Genomic DNA, 20795 nt, shown 5'->3' with positions numbered 1-20795 from the left:
ATGCTGCCCTTAGGTAGCATGCGGTTTAATTACAAAAAGGGTGCGACAATTTGTCGCGTGTTCACATTAATAAACACGCTATATACTTTGAGCACCTTAAACCTGTTGTAATTAAAGAATAAAATGAGCAGCAAATTATCACTTTCTAACTCTCACTACCCACTCACTCCTTTAGCACTGTGTATCGCAAGTTTACTTACTCCCTCAGCCTTTGCTGATGATTCAATTGAGCACATTGAAGTGCAGGGGCAACACTTAAATTCACACGCTAATTTAGGCACTGCAGATCAGCTTTTAAATGACTTAGGTGTCGATTTTTCAGCTGCGGGTGGTGTGTCTAACTTACCTATTTTAAATGGAATGATGGGCGATAGAGTCAAAGTGTTAGTGGATGGTGCAGATTTAACGGCTGCGTGTGGTAATCAAATGAACCCGCCTTTGTCTTATATTTCAGCTAACCAGATTACGTCATACCAAGTGGTGGCGGGTGTATCACCCGTAAGTGCGGGCGGTGATAATATTGCAGGTGTTATTCATGTTAATTCTATTGCTCCTCAATATAGTGAAAGCGAAGAAATTAACTGGCATTCAGGGTATGCCTCGGCACAGTATCGCAGTAGCAACAACGCAAAAGCGATTGGACTTGGTGCACGGCTGGCCAGTAATACCTTTAGTTTAAATTATCAAGGCTCTTTTGAAGATGCCAAAAGCTATGAAGATGGTAACGGCGATTTGGTACTAGATACGCTTTATAGAGTGCAAAACCACGCACTCACAGCCGCACTACGTGATAAAAAACAACAGGTTGTTGTGAAGCTAACGCATCAAAAAATACCCTTTCAGGGTTTTCCTAATCAATATATGGATATGACCGATAACACCAGTTATGGCGTTATCGCCCAATATAAACGCACCATCGATAGTGGGGATTTTCAAGCACAAGTGAATTTTAATGATGTGCAGCATGAGATGGGTTTTTTCACCGATGAAAAAACAGGCATGATGCCAATGAATACCGATGCGCAAGATATGAGTTACCAACTTAATTGGCGCTTGGACCTTAATGCCGACAGCACATTGTTATTAGGCCAAGAATATTATGGTTACCGTATTGATGATTGGTGGCCTGCGGTTGAAGGCTCTATGATGATGGGGCCAAACGAATACGTCAATATTAATGACGGCGAGCGTGACCGCTTCACTGGATTTGTAGAGCTGCAACATCAACTTAATAAAAGGTGGTGGGTGTCAGCAGGTGCGCGTATTGAGCATGTAAAAACAAACGCAGGAGAGGTTCAGCCATACACTAAAATGAGTATGAATGACGACATGGATTCGATGTCAGGTATGAGTGATATGTCGGATATGGGGGGAATGCATGGTATGAACATGACTGATCCAAACCAAGAGGCCGCTAAAACCTTTAATGCCATGGACAGGGCGCGCAGTGACACACTTGTTGATGCCAGCTTATTGTTGCGCTATCAATACAGTGATAATGACGAATTACAACTTGGCCTTGCGCGTAAAAATCGTGCGCCTAATTTATATGAGCGTTATAGCTGGGGTGTAAGTACCATGGCCGCCAGCATGATAGGCTGGTTTGGTGACGGTAACGGTTACATTGGCAACCCAGATCTAGACGCAGAGACTGCACATACTATCAGTGCGCGTTATACTAAATCAGCGCATGACGACACGTGGCAAGTCAGTGCAAATGCATGGTATACCCAAGTAAATGATTACATTGATGTAACCGTTGTAGGCACTACGCAGCGCATGAATATGGCATCCACTGAACGCAATAAACTACAATTTACCAATATGGATGCCACGCTCTATGGCGCGAAGCTTGAAGGTGCAGTACGCATAAGCGACACCAAGCGTGCAGGCACATGGGACTTAACAGGCGCTATTACCGCAACACGCGGTGAGAGAGATGCCTCTAATGAGCCGCTTTATCAAATTATGCCATTAAACAGTAAATTCTCGCTAGCGCAAACCATAGGTAAATGGCAAAACTCACTCACGTGGCAATGGGTCGACAGTAAAACTCGCGTCGATCCACTGCGCCTAGAAAACCAAACCGATAGCTACCATTTGCTTAACATAGAAACAAAGGCAACTTGGGATAACTTAACGGCTAAATTTGCGATTACTAACTTACTTGATGAGTACTATCAACAGCCATTAGGCGGAGTGAGTATTGCAGAATTTAAAGGCGACATGAGCAAAGGTTTTAATCAGTTAGCAGGGCAGGGACGTTCTGTTAATCTTGGAATTAGTTACGCGTTTTAAGTATAAAAGGCACGATAATCAGTTATCGTGCCTTTTATATATGAGCTTTCAATGCAACTTTAGCGAGTACTAAGCATTAATAAAGTTAATTGACAGCAGATACAGTAAACGTTTTTTCATACAATGTGGCTTGGTTTGATCCCATAATAGTTAACTGCCATTTTCCCGGTACGGATGTTTCATCCAATGTGCGCACCGTTGACCATTCTGAAAATGGATTACCCCATAGTGTTTGGTAATAAACGTACTCGTTTTGGTTTGGGTCATCAGGGGTGAAGTACCATTTAGTGAATACCACTAACCCATCTCTTCTTGAGTCGAGTCCCTTTCTATCAAGCGTAAACTCAACACCAAAGCGCTGCTTACTATCCAGTTTATAAACAAAGTTATCGAGTTTTGATAGCTGTTCAACTTCAGAGCGGCCATTGTATTTATCTGATAAAACGAGTTGGAATAAACCAGACCTTTCAATGCTAATTTCAGTTGTATCAAAATCGAGGCCAAACACCGTTTTTAAGGTTGTTTGCAGTGTGCGTAGTTCAGTATCAGAATACTCACCCTCAAGCATCATAATTGCGAGTAGCTCACGTATATCTTCACGTGTATTAGTGTCAACTTTATCGCCGTAAGTGTTTAATAAAGAAAAACATTCATTAATGTCTTTGGTTTCATCGTTAGCAATACAGTGAATCATGGCTAATTTAAACGCATTGATAACACTTTGTTCTTCATCAAACACCGCTTTAAAGTGTTTGGCAGCTTTTGCATAATCAGGCGTAACAAGTTGGCTAACGCTATAGATAAACCCTAAACGTTCTTGTGCATTGATATAGCCTAAATTTGCAGAGCGGGTGTAATAGTCAATGGCTTTATTTATGTCGATTGCTGTATTTTGACCGCGATGATAATAACTCCCCACGTTAAACGTTGCGCGGTCATGATCAAAATCGGCAGCAAGTTTATAATAGTTAAAGCTTTTATCTTTTAATGACGTATCTACACGACTACTGTTAAAGGTATCAGCAAGCAAAATGTGATCGTGCTTTAAGGCTTCTCTTTCTGACTCAGTGTTGCTTTTTACGACTTCTTTTAGCTTGAGTTTTCGCTGTAAAAAATCAGAAACTAGCGCGATTTCTACTTGGTCATAGTACCAGTTGTTATGGCCGTGGCCTGAGTATTTAAAAAAGGCTTTTTCAACATCATGACCTAATTTATTTAAGACATAGTAAAAGCGGTTGCTTTGTTCAAAGCCAGAAGTGTCATCTTGTTTACCCGCGATGATAAGGATGGGCGCTTTTAATGACTTAGCTTGGTATACCGGAGAAATATTTTGCAGGTCTTGGCTGTATTCACCCACAGTACGGGTAACAAATTCACGGTAGTCTTCTGTGAGCGCGTAATTACTTGCATTGTAAAGAAGGGGTAGATCATAAATACCAAAACCGGCTATTACGCACTCATAAATATCAGGGTGCTTAATAGCAAGCATAACGGCAGAGTAGCCACCATAACTTGAACCTATAGAACAGGTATGTTTATAGTCATTTTGGCTACGGACATGTGCAACAGCCGCTGAGATATCTTGTTCTATAAGGTTGCCAAATTGACCGACACCGCTTTCTAAAAAGTCTTTACCAAAGCCTGCTGAACCACGAAAGTTAACCTGTAAAATTGAAAAACCACGGGATGCTAAGTATTGTACCTCAGGGTTAAACTCATCACTTTCTCGCACACCGATTGGTCCACCATGGGGCATGACTAACAATACTTTTTTATCATCTTGATTCGGTGTTGTTAAGTACCCTTCAAGCGAGGTGCTGTCATTGGCTTCGAAGTTAAAAAATGTCGTTTTAGCGTATTGAACATTTTCCATCTTCGAGATTGAAAACAGCAGTTCGAGTTTATTGTTTTGGGCATTATACAAATAATACTTGCCAGGCTCAGTTGCAGAATGATTGAACAGCAGATTTAGGTTGCCATCTAACGAGCTACTCATCCAAAAAAACTGCTCACCTTCCAGTGCATTTGCAATACTGTTATGTAAGTTTGAATATTCATCTTCAAAGTAGTGGGTGGTGTATTTGCCATGCTGTATATACGATGCTGAAACCAGTTTACCTTTACTATTGAGTTCAGCTGATTGGATGTCGTATTTGGGGTGGGCATAGAGTGTGCCCGTTATAGTTTGGGTGCGTACATCAAATGTGCTTACTTGGCTTTTATCTGAGTTTTTATTCGTGATCACCGCAACGGAGTGTTGATTGATAAACCCGATTGGTAAAAATTGGTAGTCAGCATCAGTAATCGTAAAGAAAGGAAGCCACTTTTCGGTGCCTAGTGTTTTATAAAAAAACGCTAAACTTTCGGTTTCTAAATCCAGTTTTACAGTAAACAGTTGTTGTTTGTGATCATCGTAAAAGTATGTGTCAGCGCCTTTTAAACCAGCTTCTACAGGGGAGTATATGGCAAAGTCATTACTATAAAGGCTTTCAATGGGTACTTTATAGAGTGATGTTTCCCCCTTGGTTTCTTTAGCAAATAGAATGTGTTTCGTGTCATTTATAAGTCGGCTAACTAAATAACCTTTTGCTTCTACTCTTTTTTGAATGAGGGGGGGCTTACTGTCACCTTCGCCTTCAGTGATGTTAGCAATAAGGTTGAAGTCTTTTTTCTTATGGTTATTAATTCTCAGCAATACGTGATTGTTATCAAGCCATTCGTAATTATAAAATCGAGACTTTTCTTCTAGTTGTAACATGCTATGCACTTTCAACGTGTGTGTATCGATAATGTTCAGGTTGGTCGTTTTATCTGTTTGTAACTCAATAAAGCTGATCCAGCGCCCATCAGGCGATAAGGAGACTTGGCTTTTATTGGGCGAGTACATTAAATTTTCACTGGAAAATATTTCAGCATGGAGGGGGCAAATAAAGAAAAGTAAAATGAGTAGTTTTTTCATTGCTTAACCTCCTGCTTTGTCAGTGTTTTTTCTATAAATGGGAAAAACAAGTCTTCGCCTGGTCCGCCATAATTTAACGACCGCCCAGCTAATATTGTGGGATAATTGCTTTCAACAAATTCAATGGCTTGTGAGCTTTTATTTTCTAATACAATCTGTGAAGCGGTGTACCAAAAGCCACGGGTCGTGATATTTAAGTGGCCAACATAATTGATTTTGTTGGCGGCAAGGGTAAATTGCCATTGTTCTTTCTCATCATCAAGATCAAGGTAGGAATAGTTATTTAAATTGATGCGGGAAATTGTATATTCCCCAAGTGGGAGGTTAGCTAAAATGTAGTTGCTACCGCTGCGAATATCTTGTGCGGTTAGTATGAATGACTTAGGGCCGTCGACATAAATTGCTTTCAAGTCTCTATTGGTTTCAATACCAATAAGTAAGTAGCCTTCATCGATTTTGCTGAGTGTGTCTTTATCTGCTTTTATATTGTCTATTTTAGATGCGCATGCAGTTAGCAATAACATCCCACAAAATAGTAAAATCCGTTTCATTTACTTGTACCTTATTTTTGTTATTGCTGACTAAGATACTCAAAATAAAGCGATTTGTTAAGTGTTTAACATACTGTTTTTAACAATGATTTAACTTTCAGGCAGTTGCTCAGCTTCAAGCGCTAACTTTTCACGATCAGCTTTTGACACATAGGCAGGCTTATTACTTTTGTGTAATTTAGCGTTTGCGCGCTTATCTTTCTTCTGAAATTTAGTGACGATTTTCTTTCTGCGATTCATTTTTGGCTGCTGCTAATACTTAAAATTGGTGGCGTAGTATACAGTGTTACTGTATTTATAAGCTAATTAAATATCTTACTCAGTGAAATAATAACTTCATTGGTACAACGCTGGCGTAATGTGTCTTTACGGCGTTACAATTACGGTGTCTTCTTTCCCTTTCATTTAATAGGAATTTGCTTTGAAAAATTTTGTTTTAGCGAGTCTTGCATTAATGGCCGCAAGTAGCCATGCGAATATTGACCAAATTAGTCAGGATGCTGCTAAGTACGCAGTAGGCACCTATCAAGACACCCAAATTCATACGTTGGCTAATTTAGTTTCTTACCCAACGGTTAATAAAGAAGGGGTTTCAACATTAACAAATCCTGATTTTATTGGTTTTAAAGCGTTATTAAAAATGAAAGCGGCAGCACTTGGTTTTGACTACCAAGACTTAGGGCACACAGTGCTAATAGGCATGGGTGAACAAAACGATAAGGTAACCATTGTAACTCATGGTGATGTACAACCAGCAGATGCCAGTAAATGGACAAAAAGCCCCTTTGAGATAGACAGTACCTCAGAGCCGGGTAAATTAATCGCACGTGGAACAGAAGATGATAAAGGCGCAATCGCTACTGCACTCTATGCGATGAAAGCTATAAAAGATCAAAAAATTGAGCTTGATAACCGTATTGAGCTGATGGTGTATTTAGCCGAGGAGTCGGATTGGGAACCGCTTAAAGAGTTTATGAAAACTTATCAGCAACCTAAATACGCGGTCACCATTGATGCATCCTACCCTGTGGTTGTCGCGGAGAAAGGCTGGAGTTTAGTTGCGCCAACCTTTACAGGCACATCACCACAAACCGGTGTGTATGTGAGTGACCTAAAAGGTGGCGCATTTGTTAGCCAAATCCCAGAGGATGCAAGCGTTGTGTTACATAACGCAACCGATGCTGATATTGAAACCCTTAATACGAATATTGCCATACTCAAGGATGTTAAAGTGGCGGTAACTGAGGTTAGTCAAGGCATTAAAGTATCAGTAAAAGGCACGTCAGCGCATTCATCTGAACCAGAGGCGGGGTTTAATGCCATTGCTCACTTGGCAGAGGTATTTAAAGGTATCGAACTTGAGAACAACAGTGACGGCCAAGCTATTGAGTTTATTAATCAGCTTATTGGCCTTGATTTATATGGTAATAACTTTGGCGAAATTGCGTATAGCCATGACTTTATGGGCCCGATGACGGTCTCACCAACATTATTAAAACGCGATGCTAATGATATTACGTTGTCTGTAAATATGCGCCGTCCTGTAGGTAAAGATGAAGCAAAATTGAAACAGCAAATAGATACGGCTCTGGCAAACTGGCAGGCGAACAATAATGTTCAGTTAAAAGAGACAAACGTAGTTATTGGCACACCTATGCTGCTTGACAGCGCACCACATGCTCAAGCATTGCTTGATATATTTAAACACTTTACCGGTAACGAAGATGCAGGCTTTGTATCAATAGGTGGCGGTACGAACGCTAAGTTGTTTGAAAATGCCGTATCGTTTGGCCCATCCATGCCTGGCAAAAAGTACACAGGCCATTCAGAGCATGAGTTCATTACGGTTGAGCAGCTTAAGTTAAACCTTAAAATGTACACTGCGATGATGATAAAACTGGGTAATATGTAATTCACAGACAGGGTGCAAATTTTTAAAAGGTTTGCACTCTTTTTACTACGCATTTTTAAATATGAATGTCATAGCACTTTAATGCTTACTCGAATTCATTACTTATCATGTACTTTTTTGTTACCTCGCTGACCTCTCACATCACTGCCTATAAATACCGATAAAAATACAAAATGCGCCATTGTTTGTTATAAATTTCTTAACAATCGTGCCTTAAAATGGTAAAAAGTTCCCATAAGGATAATAAATATAAAAACTGAGTAGCAGTTATAATGGATTTTTTAAATTTAGCATTTACTTTCCCCACCGCCATTTTTACGGCGCTTCTATTAGTTGTGATACTGTTTTGGCTAATAACCTTGGTTGGCTTTGCTGATATAGATATGTTTGAATCAGACATCGATATTGACGCTGATGCGCCTCCCGCTTCAAGCCTATCGTCATGGTTTAACATGGGGTTTGGCGGTGTGCCAATCACTGTTTCATTTAGCCTTATCGTGATGACTAGCTGGCTTATTAGTATGTATGCACATAAGTTTTTTGCGTACCTGTTAGGTGATGGCATTTTATTTTATGTTTTTGGCATCGTAATGGTGCTCGCCAGTATGCTAGTGGCAATCCCCATTGCTGCTATTATTTCAAAACCCCTCCAGCGCTTTTTTAACAGCACAGAGACTTCAAAAAGTAGCGACTTTTTAGGTTTAGAATGTACCGTTGTTACTTCAAAAGTAACCGATACTTTTGGTCAAGCCAAAATACAGTTTCAAGGTACTGAACAATTAATTCAAGTTCGCAGCAGCAACGAAGAACCATTTACCTCAGGTGACACAGCCGTGTTGCTTGAATACTTCAAAGAGCAACATTGTTACACCATAACTCGTACGCCGTGGTAAACGGCTTGCGTAATGGCGCTTGTAGCAAATAAAAATCGATAATCACGTTAGGACATAACATGGAATTTCTAGATAACCTCATCCCTATACTTACATTTGTCGGTATAGCAATAGCGATTATATTTGCTATTTTGCTTGTTATTGGCAAGTTTTACCGCAAAGTTGAACAAGGCCAAGCCTTAATCATTAATAAAATGAAGAATGAGCCAGATGTAACCACAACGGGCGGCATTGTTTACCCGATAATCCATAAAATGGAAGTGATGGATATCTCGACTAAGCGCATGGTACTTGAGCGTAAAGATAAGGGCGGCTTAATTTGTAAAGACAATATCCGTGCTGACATCGCCATTACTTTCTATATTCGAGTTAATGAAAACAAAGAAGACATTTTACGTGTTGCAAAACATGTGGGTTGTGCCCGTGCGTCTGAACACGACACGCTACAAGAACTCTTTGAAGCAAAATTCTCAGAGGCGCTTAAAACGGTGGGTAAGCGCATGGATTTTGTTGAGCTATTTACTCATCGCAATGAATTTCGAGACAACATTAAAGAAGTGATAGGCCAAGATTTATCTGGTTATACTCTTGAAGATGTCGCGATTGATTACCTTGAACAAACCTCAATTGATAAGCTCGACCCGCAAAATATTCTGGATGCTGAAGGTATTCGTCGCATTACAGAAATGACGGCAGTACAAAATGTCTCTACTAACCAATTAAAGTGTGATGAGCGCGCTAAAATTGAAATTCAAAATCAAGAAGCCACTGAAAAAACACTTGAAATTGAGCGTCAAAAGCAAGATGCCATGTCACGTCAAGTGCGTGAAATAGAGACAGTTAAAGCCCGTGAGTTTGCAGAAGCTGAAAAAGTGCGTCAAGAAGAACGCCTCAAATCAGAGCAAGCACGTTTACAAGCCGATGAAGCAATTGGTATTAGTGAACAAAATAAGCAACGTGAGCTAGATATCGCAGAGCAAAATCGTTTGCGAGTGCTCGGTATTGAAGAAGAAAAGGTATCACGATCGCGTGAAATCGAAGTGATCGAACGTGAAAGAGAAACCGAAATTTTACGCATCAATAAAGAAAAAGCCCTAGAGGTTGAGCGTAAAGAAATTGCTGATGTAGTGCGCGACCGCGTGATTGTTGAAAAATCAGTAGCTGAAGAAGAAGAACGCATTAAAGATGTAAAAGTACTGGCTGGTGCGGAACGTGAAAAAGAAGCTGTCATTATTCGTGCCAAGGCAGAGGCCGAAGAAGCACTGGTAAAAGACATTGAAGCTGCAAAAGCGCAAGAGCAAGCGGCAGAGTTTAAAGCGCGTGAGCTTGAAACAATGGCTAATGCTGAGCTGAGAATTGCAAACCAACAGGCAGAGTCTAAGAAGATCTTAGCGCAAGCACAGCAAGTTGAAACGGCTGCTATAGGCCTTGCAGAAGCTGATGTCATTAAAGCGAAAGCAGAAGCAAATGCAATACAAGGCGAAACAGACGCTCGCGTACTGCAACAAAAACTTGAAGCGCAAGCACAAGGTGACCGTGAAATAGGTTTAACTCAGGCCCAAGTACAAACCGCGATGGCTGATGCAAACGAGAAACAAGGTGAAGTAGAAGCAATTAACCTTGAGCGTAAGATGCTAGCAGAAGCAAAAGGCCTTGAAGAGAAGCTACAAGCGCTTAACGCAATGGATCAAGATGCCCGTGATTACGAAAGCTTTACACTGCAATTAAACCAACAAAAAGAGCTGGTACTAGCTAAAATTTCAGCCAGTAAAGACATTGCCGAGCATCAGTCTCATATTATGGCGAAGGCATTGGGTGATGCTGATATTAATATTATGGGCGGTGATGGCCAGTTCTTTAACCAGTTTATGAGTGCAATCAGTTTAGGTAAATCAATTGACGGCCTCGTTGATGAAAGCCAAACAGTGCAAACGGTGTTTAAAGATCACTTAAACGGCGACCGTAACTTAATAGAAGACCTAAAAGGTGTATTAGCAGGAGCAAATGGCTCAGCGGAAACGCTAAAAAACTTTAACATGAGTAAATTACTTAAGCAGTTAAGTAATACAACGGCAGCCGAGAAAAGCCAATTACTGAGCATGTTAGGCGGTAATTTAGGTGGCGGCTTAGATGATAAAATTCAACTAGATCCCAAAGACTAGTTTGCCAGCATTATTAGCCGTAGCAGTTTTTGTTACGGCTAAATATTATTTAATATCAGGATAGTTTTTCATGACGGACGTAACTCAACAAGCGCTAGAGCAAGGCTCGTACGATTTAATCAAGCGCCGCTTATCTAATTTTGGCACTGATTTAAAAACCCAAATAGATACAGTAAATAAGCAACGTATTGATGAGTTTGGCAGTACGGAGTTACAAGTAAAAGGGCGAGTACGCGTTCGTACTGAGCAAAACTGCACCCCACGCGATATTGTTATTGTGGGTGATAAAGTTATTTTTGCTTATAACGTACAGCTAGGGTTAAAAAAAGAAACCGCAATCAGTGATGTGTTTAGTGTTCAAAAATTGGTTGAGCAAGATGATCATTACGAAATAGAACCTTACCCTGATACCACACGCTTTTTAACAGACAGCCGTTTTATTCGTGATTTTGAAGAACTTTATACCTATTACAAGCAAACTACCTTACAGCATTTATACCAGCAAAATGGCAAGCTGTTTGCGTTATTCCAAATTGGTGACAAGTTATCGGATGTGCGCGTGTTTCGCTGGGAAATTCACCCAGATAACACCATTAATTACATTGATAACCGCGGTGAGCGAGATATTCAACACGCTCATGACTACGATTTTGAATGGCTCAATACCGATCGCAACGATCACATTGAAGGACGCTTTGCTCATATAAATATTGCCGACCACCTGTTTGTTGAAACTACCGGCGGCACACTCACCATTAAAATTGAAAATAGCACAGACACCGGCGAAGGCATTTACCAAGAAGCGGTGGATGATAAAAATCAATCCCTTGCTGACAGTGATGTTGACTATGCGCTGGTGGGTGATTTGATACTCCTTAAAATACTGCCATACCGCGAAAAAACATGGCGTTATTTTATTTACAACACCCGTACGCAACAGGTTATGCGCCAAGATGCCATTGGCAGTGCATGTGTTACTTTACCTGAAGATCACGGGATTATTTTTCCCGGTGGTTATTATTTACAGTCAGGCCAAGCGCGCTCATTTGAAGAGTACATAGATGATTTAGAGTTTCATCGTCATGTTAAATCACCGAACGGTGAAGATGTTTTGTATGTGTTTTACGAACCAAGTGAAGGGCGCTATGCGCTTTTTGCCTACAACATTATTGATAAAAACCTACAAAACCCGATTTACTGCCACGGCTACGCTATTTACAACGATGGTTTAACCCTTACCTTTAAAGCAGACAAAGACGAAGCGGAGCGCGTACACCCAATACAAATTTGGCAAAGCCCGTTTGTATCCAGTGAGTTTGCCGCCAATACGCCGCCTTTAACCAGTTTTTTTGGCAAAATAGGCAATCCTGATTTAGTGCGCGGTATCTCTGATTTATACAGTGTGTGCAAAGCCATTAGCGAGCAAAGCCCAAGCCTCAATCATTATGAAGACATGATAGCGTTGAGTCGTAACATTTTTGACCGCTACCATTGGCTTAACGAGAGCGAATTTGCTGAGATTGCGACAAGCCTACACAGTATTTTTGAAACTGCTGAGCAAGTGCTTGACGAGTTTGAAAAAGTCACTGAAATTCAAAACAAAGCAAAACAATCACTGGTTGATATTAATAAGCAGTACACTGAGGTTACCCGTGATGTACGCCCAGATAGCTTTAAAGCCGCCCCTGAGTTTGTGCAAGCTATTGATGCACTCAAAATATTAAAAGGGCAAATAATTAGCCTTGAAGATATTAAGTACATTGATCTCGACGCCCTCAACAATCTACAAAAGCAAGTGGATGAAAAGCTCAGCGAAGTAAGCCAAGCTACAGCCGCATTTTTACAGCAAGATAGTGCCCTGCAACCTTACCATGATAAATTAGGCGAGCTTGAAGCTCTGAGCACAAAAAGCGAAAGTGTCAGCGAGCTCAAAACCTATATCGCCGCACTGGATGAGCAAAGTGTAGAGCTTGATTTGCTTAACCACACCATGCTTGATTTAGACATTGATGACAGCCGCGTGCGCACGCAAATATTAGAAGATATCAGCGCGGTGTATGCACTGGTTAATCGCGCAAAAGCAAGTATTGAAATACGTCAAAAAAGCTTAGGCAGTGTTGAAGCGAAAGCGGAGTTTGCAGCACGGTTTAAACTTTTTTCGCAAAGCATTACTAATGCGCTAAATAACGCAAAAACCCCAGAGGCTTGTGACGACCAATTATCAAGGTTGCTTATCCAGCTTGAAGAGCTTGAGTCTCAATTTAGTGAGTTTGATGAATACCTAAGCGAAATTATTGCCAAGCGTGATGACGTTTACGAAAGCTTTGAAGCACACAAACAAAGCCTGATTGATGCCCGCCAGCGCCGCGCTCTTAATTTAGCCAATGCCGCTGAGCGTATTTTACAAGGTGTCAATCGCCGCGCCCAAAGCTTTACAGAGCTCGATAAACTCAATACCTACTTTGCCGCTGATCCGATGATCAGCAAGCTACGCGCATTAACCGACGAGCTTAAAGAATTAGGCGATGAAATACGCGCTGATGATATTCAATCTAAACTCAAAGCGAGTAAAGATCAGGGCATACGTTCACTGCGTGACAAGCAAGATATTTACACCGATGGCGGTAATACGGTCAGCATTGGTAAGCATGCATTTAGTGTAAACAAGCAACTGCTTGATTTAACGCTGTTGCCGCGCGATGAACAATTAATGCTGCACCTAACAGGCACTGATTATTTTGAAGCCATTGAAGATGAGCAAAGCCTTGCCACGCTTGAGCAAAGTAAGCATTTATGGCAACAAGCTTTGGTATCTGAGAATGACGCAGTTTATCGCGGTGAGTACCTTGCGGCTCAGCTATTGCTAGCGTGTGAAAATAGCGAACACTCGCTTACTTTTAGCCAGTTACACGATGCGCAAGCGGATGGGAGCTTGTTAAGTTTAGTACAAAAATTTGCAGAACCGCGTTATCAAGAAGGCTACGAAAAAGGCATACATGATCACGATGCCTGCGCTATTTTAAGCACCTTACTAACGCAAAAAAGTACCCTAGATTTACTTATTTACCCTGCCAGTTGCCGTATTATTACGCAGTTATTTAGTGCGCAATTAAGTACAGAGCAGTTAAGCAATTTTTATCATCAGGCAAGTAATGCCATATTGATGGATAAACACTTTGCAGCAACACAATTTATCACCAACTTAACTGAGCAAATAAGCACGCAAGTCAGTCATTTCTTGCCGCAAGTTGAGTTACTGAGCCAACGCTTCACTGATTTTTCATGCGATTTAACCGCCGGTTATTTGATCCAACAATTAGCGCAACAAAAAGCACCTGATAAGCTTTGCTTTGTAGTGTCGCAACAGGCTAAAAAGCTTGCAGAACAGTTTACAAGTGAGGCAAAAGTAAAAGGCTTTAGTGGCGAATTAGAAAGCGCGCGTAAAAATGTAAACAGCACCGATGAGCGTGCTTTGTTGTATTTAAGCTGGCTAAACGCGTATTGCTTACATTACCCAGAGATAAGCCATGTTGTGCAAGCGGAAGCCGCTAATTATTTACATTTAAGTGCCAGTACAGGGCTAACTTACCAAGTGCTAGATGTAACCCCAACCACGCAAGTTGAAAACCTAATGGGCCAACATAAGCGGGTAAAAGAGCAGGTTCTTAACCTTGATTACGCTGAATTTTATGCCCGCACTCGCAACTATATCACCGAGCAAGTACCTGCATTTGAGCAATATCACCGCCTGCGAACTGACATACTTGCAGAGCAAAAAGAGCGCCTACAACTCGATGAGTTTAAAGCCCGGCCTTTAAGTTCATTTGTGCGTAATCAGCTTATTAATAAAGTGTACTTCCCAATTATTGGCGATAACTTAGCTAAACAAATTGGCTCTGCGGGTAAAAATAAACGCAGTGATTTAATGGGCATGTTATTGCTTATATCACCACCCGGCTACGGTAAAACAACGCTAGTTGAATACGTGGCAAATCGATTGGGGCTGACCTTTGTAAAAGTAAACAGCCCATCAATAGGGCACGACCAAGTCTCACTTGACCCAGCGCAAGCAATTAATGCAACCGCTGAAAAAGAGATTGCTAAAATTAACCAAAGCTTCGAAATGGGCAATAACGTGATGCTCTATTTGGATGATATACAGCACACTAATCCTGAGTTTTTACAAAAGTTTATTTCATTGTGTGATGGTTCGCGCCGTATTGATGGTGTGTGGAACGGTAAAAGTAAAACCTACGATCTACGCGGTAAAAAGTTTGCTGTGGTTATGGCAGGTAACCCATACACCGAGTCGGGCGAGAGCTTTAAAATTCCTGACATGCTAGCCAACCGCGCCGATATATATAACTTAGGTGATACCTTAGCAGGGTGCGAACAAGAGTTTGCTATGAGCTTTATTGAAAACTCGTTGACCTCAAACTCAGTACTTGCGCCGCTTGCCAATCGCAATATGGAGGACTTATATAAACTTGTGCGTATTTGCGAGGGCGAAGATATCTCATTAAATGAGCTTGAACACGGCTACTCTCAAGCGGAGGCAAACGAAATTAAAGCAGTGTTAACCCGTTTAATGACCATTCGTAACACAGTGCTAAAAGTAAATGCTCAATACATCGCTTCAGCCGCACAAGATAACAACTACCGCACCGAGCCGCCTTTTAAACTGCAAGGTAGCTACCGTAATATGAACAAAATGGCAGAGAAGGTTGTGGCTGCCATGAACGATGAAGAGCTTGAAAACTTAATTCGCGATCACTATCGCGGCGAGGCGCAAACTCTCAGTAAAGGCTCAGAAGAAAACTTACTTAAATTAGGTGAATTGCGCGGTACACTCAGTGATGAAGAGCAGCAGCGTTATGCACAAATTAAAGATGATTTTGTAAGACTCAATAAGCTCGATGGCGCAGGCAGCCCAGTAATGATGGCTGTTGAGCAAATGAGTTACTTGCATGAATCACTGCAAAGTATTGCCGGTAAGTTGAGTAAAACTAACCTCAGTCACGATTACAGCGAATTATTGCAAACACTGGGGCTCAATGTGCAAGGGACAGACAACAACCATGCAATACAAGCGCTTGCGCAAGCTGTTGAAAGCGGCCTTGGGCAAACACCGTACAAAGACGTGCTTAAACAGCTAGCAGACAACACGGCTGAAAATAACACCCAAGCACAACTAAATGCGTTAGTTAAAGCAATAACTGAAAATAATACTAATCACACGTTAAATACTTTAGCTGCACAGCTGGGTGAAAGTATCGGTTCAATAAACAATAAAAGTGAAATTACCGAGTTAACGAAAGGCATTGTTGCAAATAACACGAATCAAACATTAGCTATGCTGGGGCAACAGTTAGCAGAGTATTTAGCCCCTTTAGATAATAAAGATCAGCTACAAACATTAATAAATACCATAGCGAGTAATAATACGGCTTCGCATATTGATGCACTAAGTGAGCAGCTCAACCACACACTTAAAAATAATAATATGCAAAACGGTGTGCAACAGCTGATTGCTGCGTTAAATAGCCAAACCGAGCAATTAAACACCAAAGCCGAACTTAACGAGCTTTCCCAAGCGATAACCAACACTAACCCTAATACTGCCATTTTAGCATTACAGCAGGCGATACTTGCTGGTAGTGAGGTACAAATACAAACACTCAGTGAGCAATTGCTTAGCGTATTGACTACACTGGATCACAGTGAAAAATTAACCGAGATATTAACCGCGTTAAAAAGTGCCAATAGCAACGAGCAAACTCAACACTTAATAAGCCAGTTGCTTAGTGAGTTAAAGACTGCGAATAATCGTGATGTGCTTGAGCTTATCGCACAGCAAAGCGTAGAGAATACGCAACAACACGCTGCGCAACACAGCGAACAAAAACAGGCCTTGGAGGTATTGATAAGTGCAATAAAAAATCAGCCTAGGCAAGTGGTTACGCAGGTAAGCGAAAAAGATCAGCAAGATGGTTCTATGCCAACACTGTTATAAAAGCATCCGTTGCTTTTAAACATAAAGGAGAAAAAGAAATGGAAATCAACGCACCAGAATTATATGACTCAATGGGCGAGGCAAAAATTGCCGCTATTTACGTGAATGATGGACAAGAGGTTATCGCTAATCAAGCGTTGTTTGATGTAGAACTTGAAAAAGCCGTGTTAGAGGTTGTGACACCACAAGCAGGCGTTATTCATAACTTTAAAGCAAAAGTAGGTGATATTGTCAGCTCAGAGCAAGTCATTATGCACCTACGTGAAAAACGCTACGGCGAACACACTGCAGATAAAAAATTACCGCTGGAAGAAGAGCTCGCATTTTTAAGAGAAGAAAACGAGCGACTCAAACAGCAGTTGGCGCAGCAGGTAGCTATAGATTAGATATGTTAATTGTAATTAATATTTAGAGTTCTAATTGATAGAATAATAAAAGTGGTTTGAAGTCTCTTCAAATTTCACATACAAAAATAGGTCTTTAATGATAAAAATAATAATAATGGTAGCGCTTGTTTTGACTACTCATGTTCAGGCAAGTCAGTACTCTTACAATGATCCACTTTATCACACTCAGTGGTATTTAAATAAGACAAGCATCAGGGGGGAGAATAACTATAACGTTGGTTTTGAAAATTTGAAAATTTGAAAAGATCAGGAATCGATCAATCTATAGAAACAGTTACAGTAATATTTTCAACTGGGATTGATTATAGGCATGAGGATTTGGTTGATGTCCTGTGGGTTAATAACGACGAAATAGCATTTAACGGTATAGATGATGATGGCAATGGCGCAATCGATGATATCCATGGTTTAAATCCTCATAAAATGAATGGTGATATATTTGATCCATTTGGTAGTGGAACATCATTAGCAGGTGTTGTAGCTGCATCGCAAAATAACGGTAAGGGGATTACAGGTATAGCCTCTAATAATAAAATAATTTCTTGTAAATTATATGATGATGAAGGTAGCCTCACATACCAGTCCTTAGAAAATTGTGTTGATTATGTAATTGATTTAAAAGTGAATAAAAAGTTGAATTTTTCTTCAGTTTTATTCAATTTTGGTTTTGCGGGGGCAATTTTTAGCGTGCCAGAGCCTAAGTCGTTTTATGCAGGTATCAATAAATTTAGAACTATTTTAGAGAAGCTTGAAGCTGAAGAAATTTTACTTATTGCTCCTGCAGCGGATCATGGATTTGGTAAAATAGGTATAGATTTAGATCTAGATTACACACCTTATTTTCCTTTTTCGTTCTTGATGTCAAATATAGTTGTAGTTTCAGGTATGAGTCTTAGTAAAGGGCTTAATTCTCAAGGTGAAAATACCATTTCTACTTTTGCTCCAGCTGAATTTATTAAGACAACTTCAAATAAAAAAAGGTATGCTCCCAAAACTTTTATAACTGAATTGGAACAAGCAGATATCCCTCTTGATAATATTATCAATGGTGCACTGAGTAGTGACATATTTACAACAACTGAGAAATCTTGGGTGTTTAACTATTCAACTGAAAATGCATCATTGGAGTTTCCTGAATTAGACCTTTCAGAATATAAGAGTAAATTTATAGGTTTATCCTTTGATTTACTAGGTACAGAAAGTGAATTTTATTTTGAGTTTTTTGATCACTCTTTAAATAAATGGCAGCCAATGACGGGTAATGGTATGTATTATGGGTCTGAGTGGCAGAGGACAAATGCAACTGTTTATTTTAGCCCTGATATATTTCTAAGCTTACGAGATCTAAAGATAAGGCTTCTATTCCATGGTTATCCTTCTAGTGAGGATAAAGAGGTATATGTTGATAACATCAAACTGTTTGATGTTGAAAGTGCTGATGAGGTAGATGATTATAGTTATACAAGAGGCTCTAGTATTGCCGCTGCTTTAGTTGCGGGCTCAGCGGCAGTATTACAATCTAACTCTGAATTAAAAATGTCAGAAGTGAGGAATTTATTAATTTCTTCAGGCACTATTTTTTATCAGGATAGACTAGATGGTTTTCCATCTGATCTATCGCTTTCTAATAAATATCTAAAGTTATTAGGTGATAATACAGGCTTACTTGATTGTGTGGATCAGAAAGTATCAAAGAGACTCTACCCCTCATTAGAAAATGTCATACCACGGGTTTTAGGAAAAGAATTAATAATTAAGGCAATTAACATAAATTGCGGCAATCCTATCGAAAGTAAGCTTGAAATCAAAGATGAATTAACGGACGTAATATATGAAGCTGAAGATGATGGTATATTTCCTGATTCTATTCCTAATGATGGTTTCAATATTACAAAAATAGTGTTTGAAGAAACAGGGATGCATAATTTAAGAATAGATTCAAATAAAGGGCTCCCTGTACTTGTAGTTAAGCCCTATAAATACTTTAAAACTGACCCTTTAGTATGGGATGTTCGAGAAGATAGCTATCGACATTCAGGTGATATTCCCTTTTATGTGGACTTTGGGGGGGTTGAGGATGCTTTTAATAAGGCTTTTTTTACTGGAAGTATAGGTGAGGGCGTTATTACAAAATTTAATTATAGTGACCATGAGCTTGAGGATATAAATAAAAGTATCAGTGAGCTTCCCGTAAATAAATCAAATAAATCAAAAGCGCCGAATGATGTTTCAACTGGTGGGCCTACAAACATTGCATCGCAGTATGAGATATACAACCGTATATCCGTTCCATGGGAAGAGTTTATAAAGTTTGTACCTTACGAGTTAGATACTTTTAAATTACTTTACTTTCCAGTGACTTCATTTGCTCGCGTAGCAGGAGAAGAAGGTGAACGTGTATTCGTCTATTATACAGAGCCCTCAAATAGAGAGCCAGACACTACCATGGAATTTCAGCTTCTATTCTTTGAGAAAAGCTCAACTTTTGTTTATAGCTATAAAAACTTTCCAAATGAAGTTATAGATGCAATAAAATCCAGAGGCTTGCAAATTGGGCATAATTATTTTTTACCAATTACTGACGAGTTTGAAAATAACGTGAGTTACATTTTTAAAGTTGATGATAATGTAAATGTTGCACCTATTTCTATAACAGATAAAATTTTTATTGAAATGGGTGAAGAGGCTTATTTTGATATAAATAAGGTATTTGATGATGCCGACAATGATCAGCTCTTCTATTCCCGCACAGAAAATACACCTTCTTTTATAAATATATATAGTTTAGGTAATTCTAAAGTTACTTTTCAAAGTGGCTGGGAAATAGGCGATGAAATTGAATTTGAAGTCCAAGTTACTGATGGTGAACAAGCGATAAGGAAAATTATAAAGCTTCAAATTACGGAAAAATCCAAAATTCCACCTGTTTTTTCTTTAGAAGAAGTTGAAGTAAACACGGGTATCGAAAAAAGGATTAACCTAAGTCGTTATACGGTTAGTGAAGAACAAGTCACATTCGAAATAAAAAATAAGAATGAAAATATCAAACTAGAAGGTAATATTTTAAGGCTTAACTACAGCAAAGCTGACTACCCACTAGGAGGTTTTGTTTTGAAGCTCACTTTACAAGATGGTTTTCATAATGTTGAAAAAGCAATAGCAATAAGATTAAATTACTTTAATCAAACTCCAGAGCTATTGTATCATTTTGATCATTATAGGGTTTATTTAGATAGTGAATTTGAAGTTGATCTTTCAATTTATTTTGATGATAGAGATAATGACACATTAACCTATAAAGTTGATTCTGAATTTGCTCGGCTGTCTGAGAATAATAGTTCTACTCTTAAGGTATTTGCAAAAGAGTTAGGGGTTCATGTACTAACCATAGAGGCTTCTGATAGTGAGGGGGCAAGCGTAAGTACAACATTCCGGTTTGATGTAATTGAAAAAACGAATAATGAGAATGAAGACACAATAAAAGCAGAGAAAACCGCTGGGGGCGGTAGTTTGGCTTGGTTTACTCTTGGTTTACTAATTATCACAGCTTCTATACGAAAATATAAGTTAAGTAAAGTCGCAAAGAGTTAATAGGGTAAG

At 39.7% G+C, this 20795-nt stretch carries 10 protein-coding genes; 7 read left to right on the top strand and 3 right to left on the bottom strand.

The window, feature by feature from the left end:
- Positions 1–123: 123 nt before the first annotated feature.
- Positions 124–2298, top strand: coding sequence for a TonB-dependent receptor plug domain-containing protein (locus ATS75_RS08345; protein WP_058560000.1), 2175 nt, complete (start codon positions 124–126; stop codon positions 2296–2298).
- A gap of 85 nt (positions 2299–2383) precedes the next feature.
- On the opposite strand, the gene ATS75_RS08340 is transcribed toward ATS75_RS08345, so the two are convergent.
- The 3 genes from ATS75_RS08340 to ATS75_RS20115 form a co-directional block, all read right to left on the bottom strand.
- Complete coding sequence (locus ATS75_RS08340; protein WP_058559999.1) at positions 2384–5257, bottom strand: prolyl oligopeptidase family serine peptidase; 2874 nt, start codon at positions 5255–5257, stop codon at positions 2384–2386.
- Positions 5254–5808 (bottom strand): hypothetical protein, encoded by a 555-nt coding sequence (locus ATS75_RS08335; protein WP_058559998.1) that lies wholly within the window; start codon positions 5806–5808, stop codon positions 5254–5256. The genes ATS75_RS08340 and ATS75_RS08335 overlap by 4 nt, the downstream gene beginning before the upstream one ends.
- A 90-nt stretch (positions 5809–5898) precedes the next feature.
- Complete coding sequence (locus tag ATS75_RS20115) at positions 5899–6048, bottom strand: DUF2986 domain-containing protein (protein ID WP_082665440.1); 150 nt, start codon at positions 6046–6048, stop codon at positions 5899–5901.
- Positions 6049–6229: 181 nt separating this feature from the next.
- On the opposite strand from ATS75_RS20115, the gene ATS75_RS08330 reads away from it, so the two are divergent.
- From ATS75_RS08330 to ATS75_RS08305, 6 genes are all read left to right on the top strand, one after another.
- The gene (locus ATS75_RS08330) at positions 6230–7720 is read left to right on the top strand and encodes a dipeptidase (protein ID WP_058559997.1); all 1491 of its coding nucleotides are present in this window, start codon (positions 6230–6232) and stop codon (positions 7718–7720) included.
- A 272-nt stretch (positions 7721–7992) separates the two neighbouring features.
- On the top strand, positions 7993–8613 hold the full coding sequence (locus ATS75_RS08325; protein WP_058559996.1) for an OB-fold-containig protein: 621 nt from the start codon (positions 7993–7995) through the stop codon (positions 8611–8613).
- Between the two features lie 59 nt (positions 8614–8672).
- Positions 8673–10775, top strand: coding sequence for an SPFH domain-containing protein (locus tag ATS75_RS08320; protein ID WP_058559995.1), 2103 nt, complete (start codon positions 8673–8675; stop codon positions 10773–10775).
- Positions 10776–10845: 70 nt separating this feature from the next.
- Positions 10846–16788, top strand: a complete 5943-nt coding sequence (locus ATS75_RS08315; protein ID WP_235591159.1) for a DNA repair ATPase — start codon at positions 10846–10848, stop codon at positions 16786–16788.
- Positions 16789–16826: 38 nt separating this feature from the next.
- Positions 16827–17174: a biotin/lipoyl-containing protein gene (locus ATS75_RS08310; RefSeq protein ID WP_058559994.1), complete on the top strand. Its 348-nt coding sequence runs from the start codon at positions 16827–16829 to the stop codon at positions 17172–17174.
- A 258-nt stretch (positions 17175–17432) separates the two neighbouring features.
- Entirely contained in the window at positions 17433–20786 is a 3354-nt protein-coding gene (locus ATS75_RS08305) for a S8 family serine peptidase (RefSeq protein ID WP_152996205.1), read from the top strand.
- The last annotated feature ends 9 nt before the right edge of the window (positions 20787–20795 follow it).

It is taken from the genome of Pseudoalteromonas sp. H105, assembly GCF_001469215.1.
GTDB lineage: Bacteria > Pseudomonadota > Gammaproteobacteria > Enterobacterales > Alteromonadaceae > Pseudoalteromonas.
This window is presented reverse-complemented; position numbering and strand designations above follow the sequence as displayed.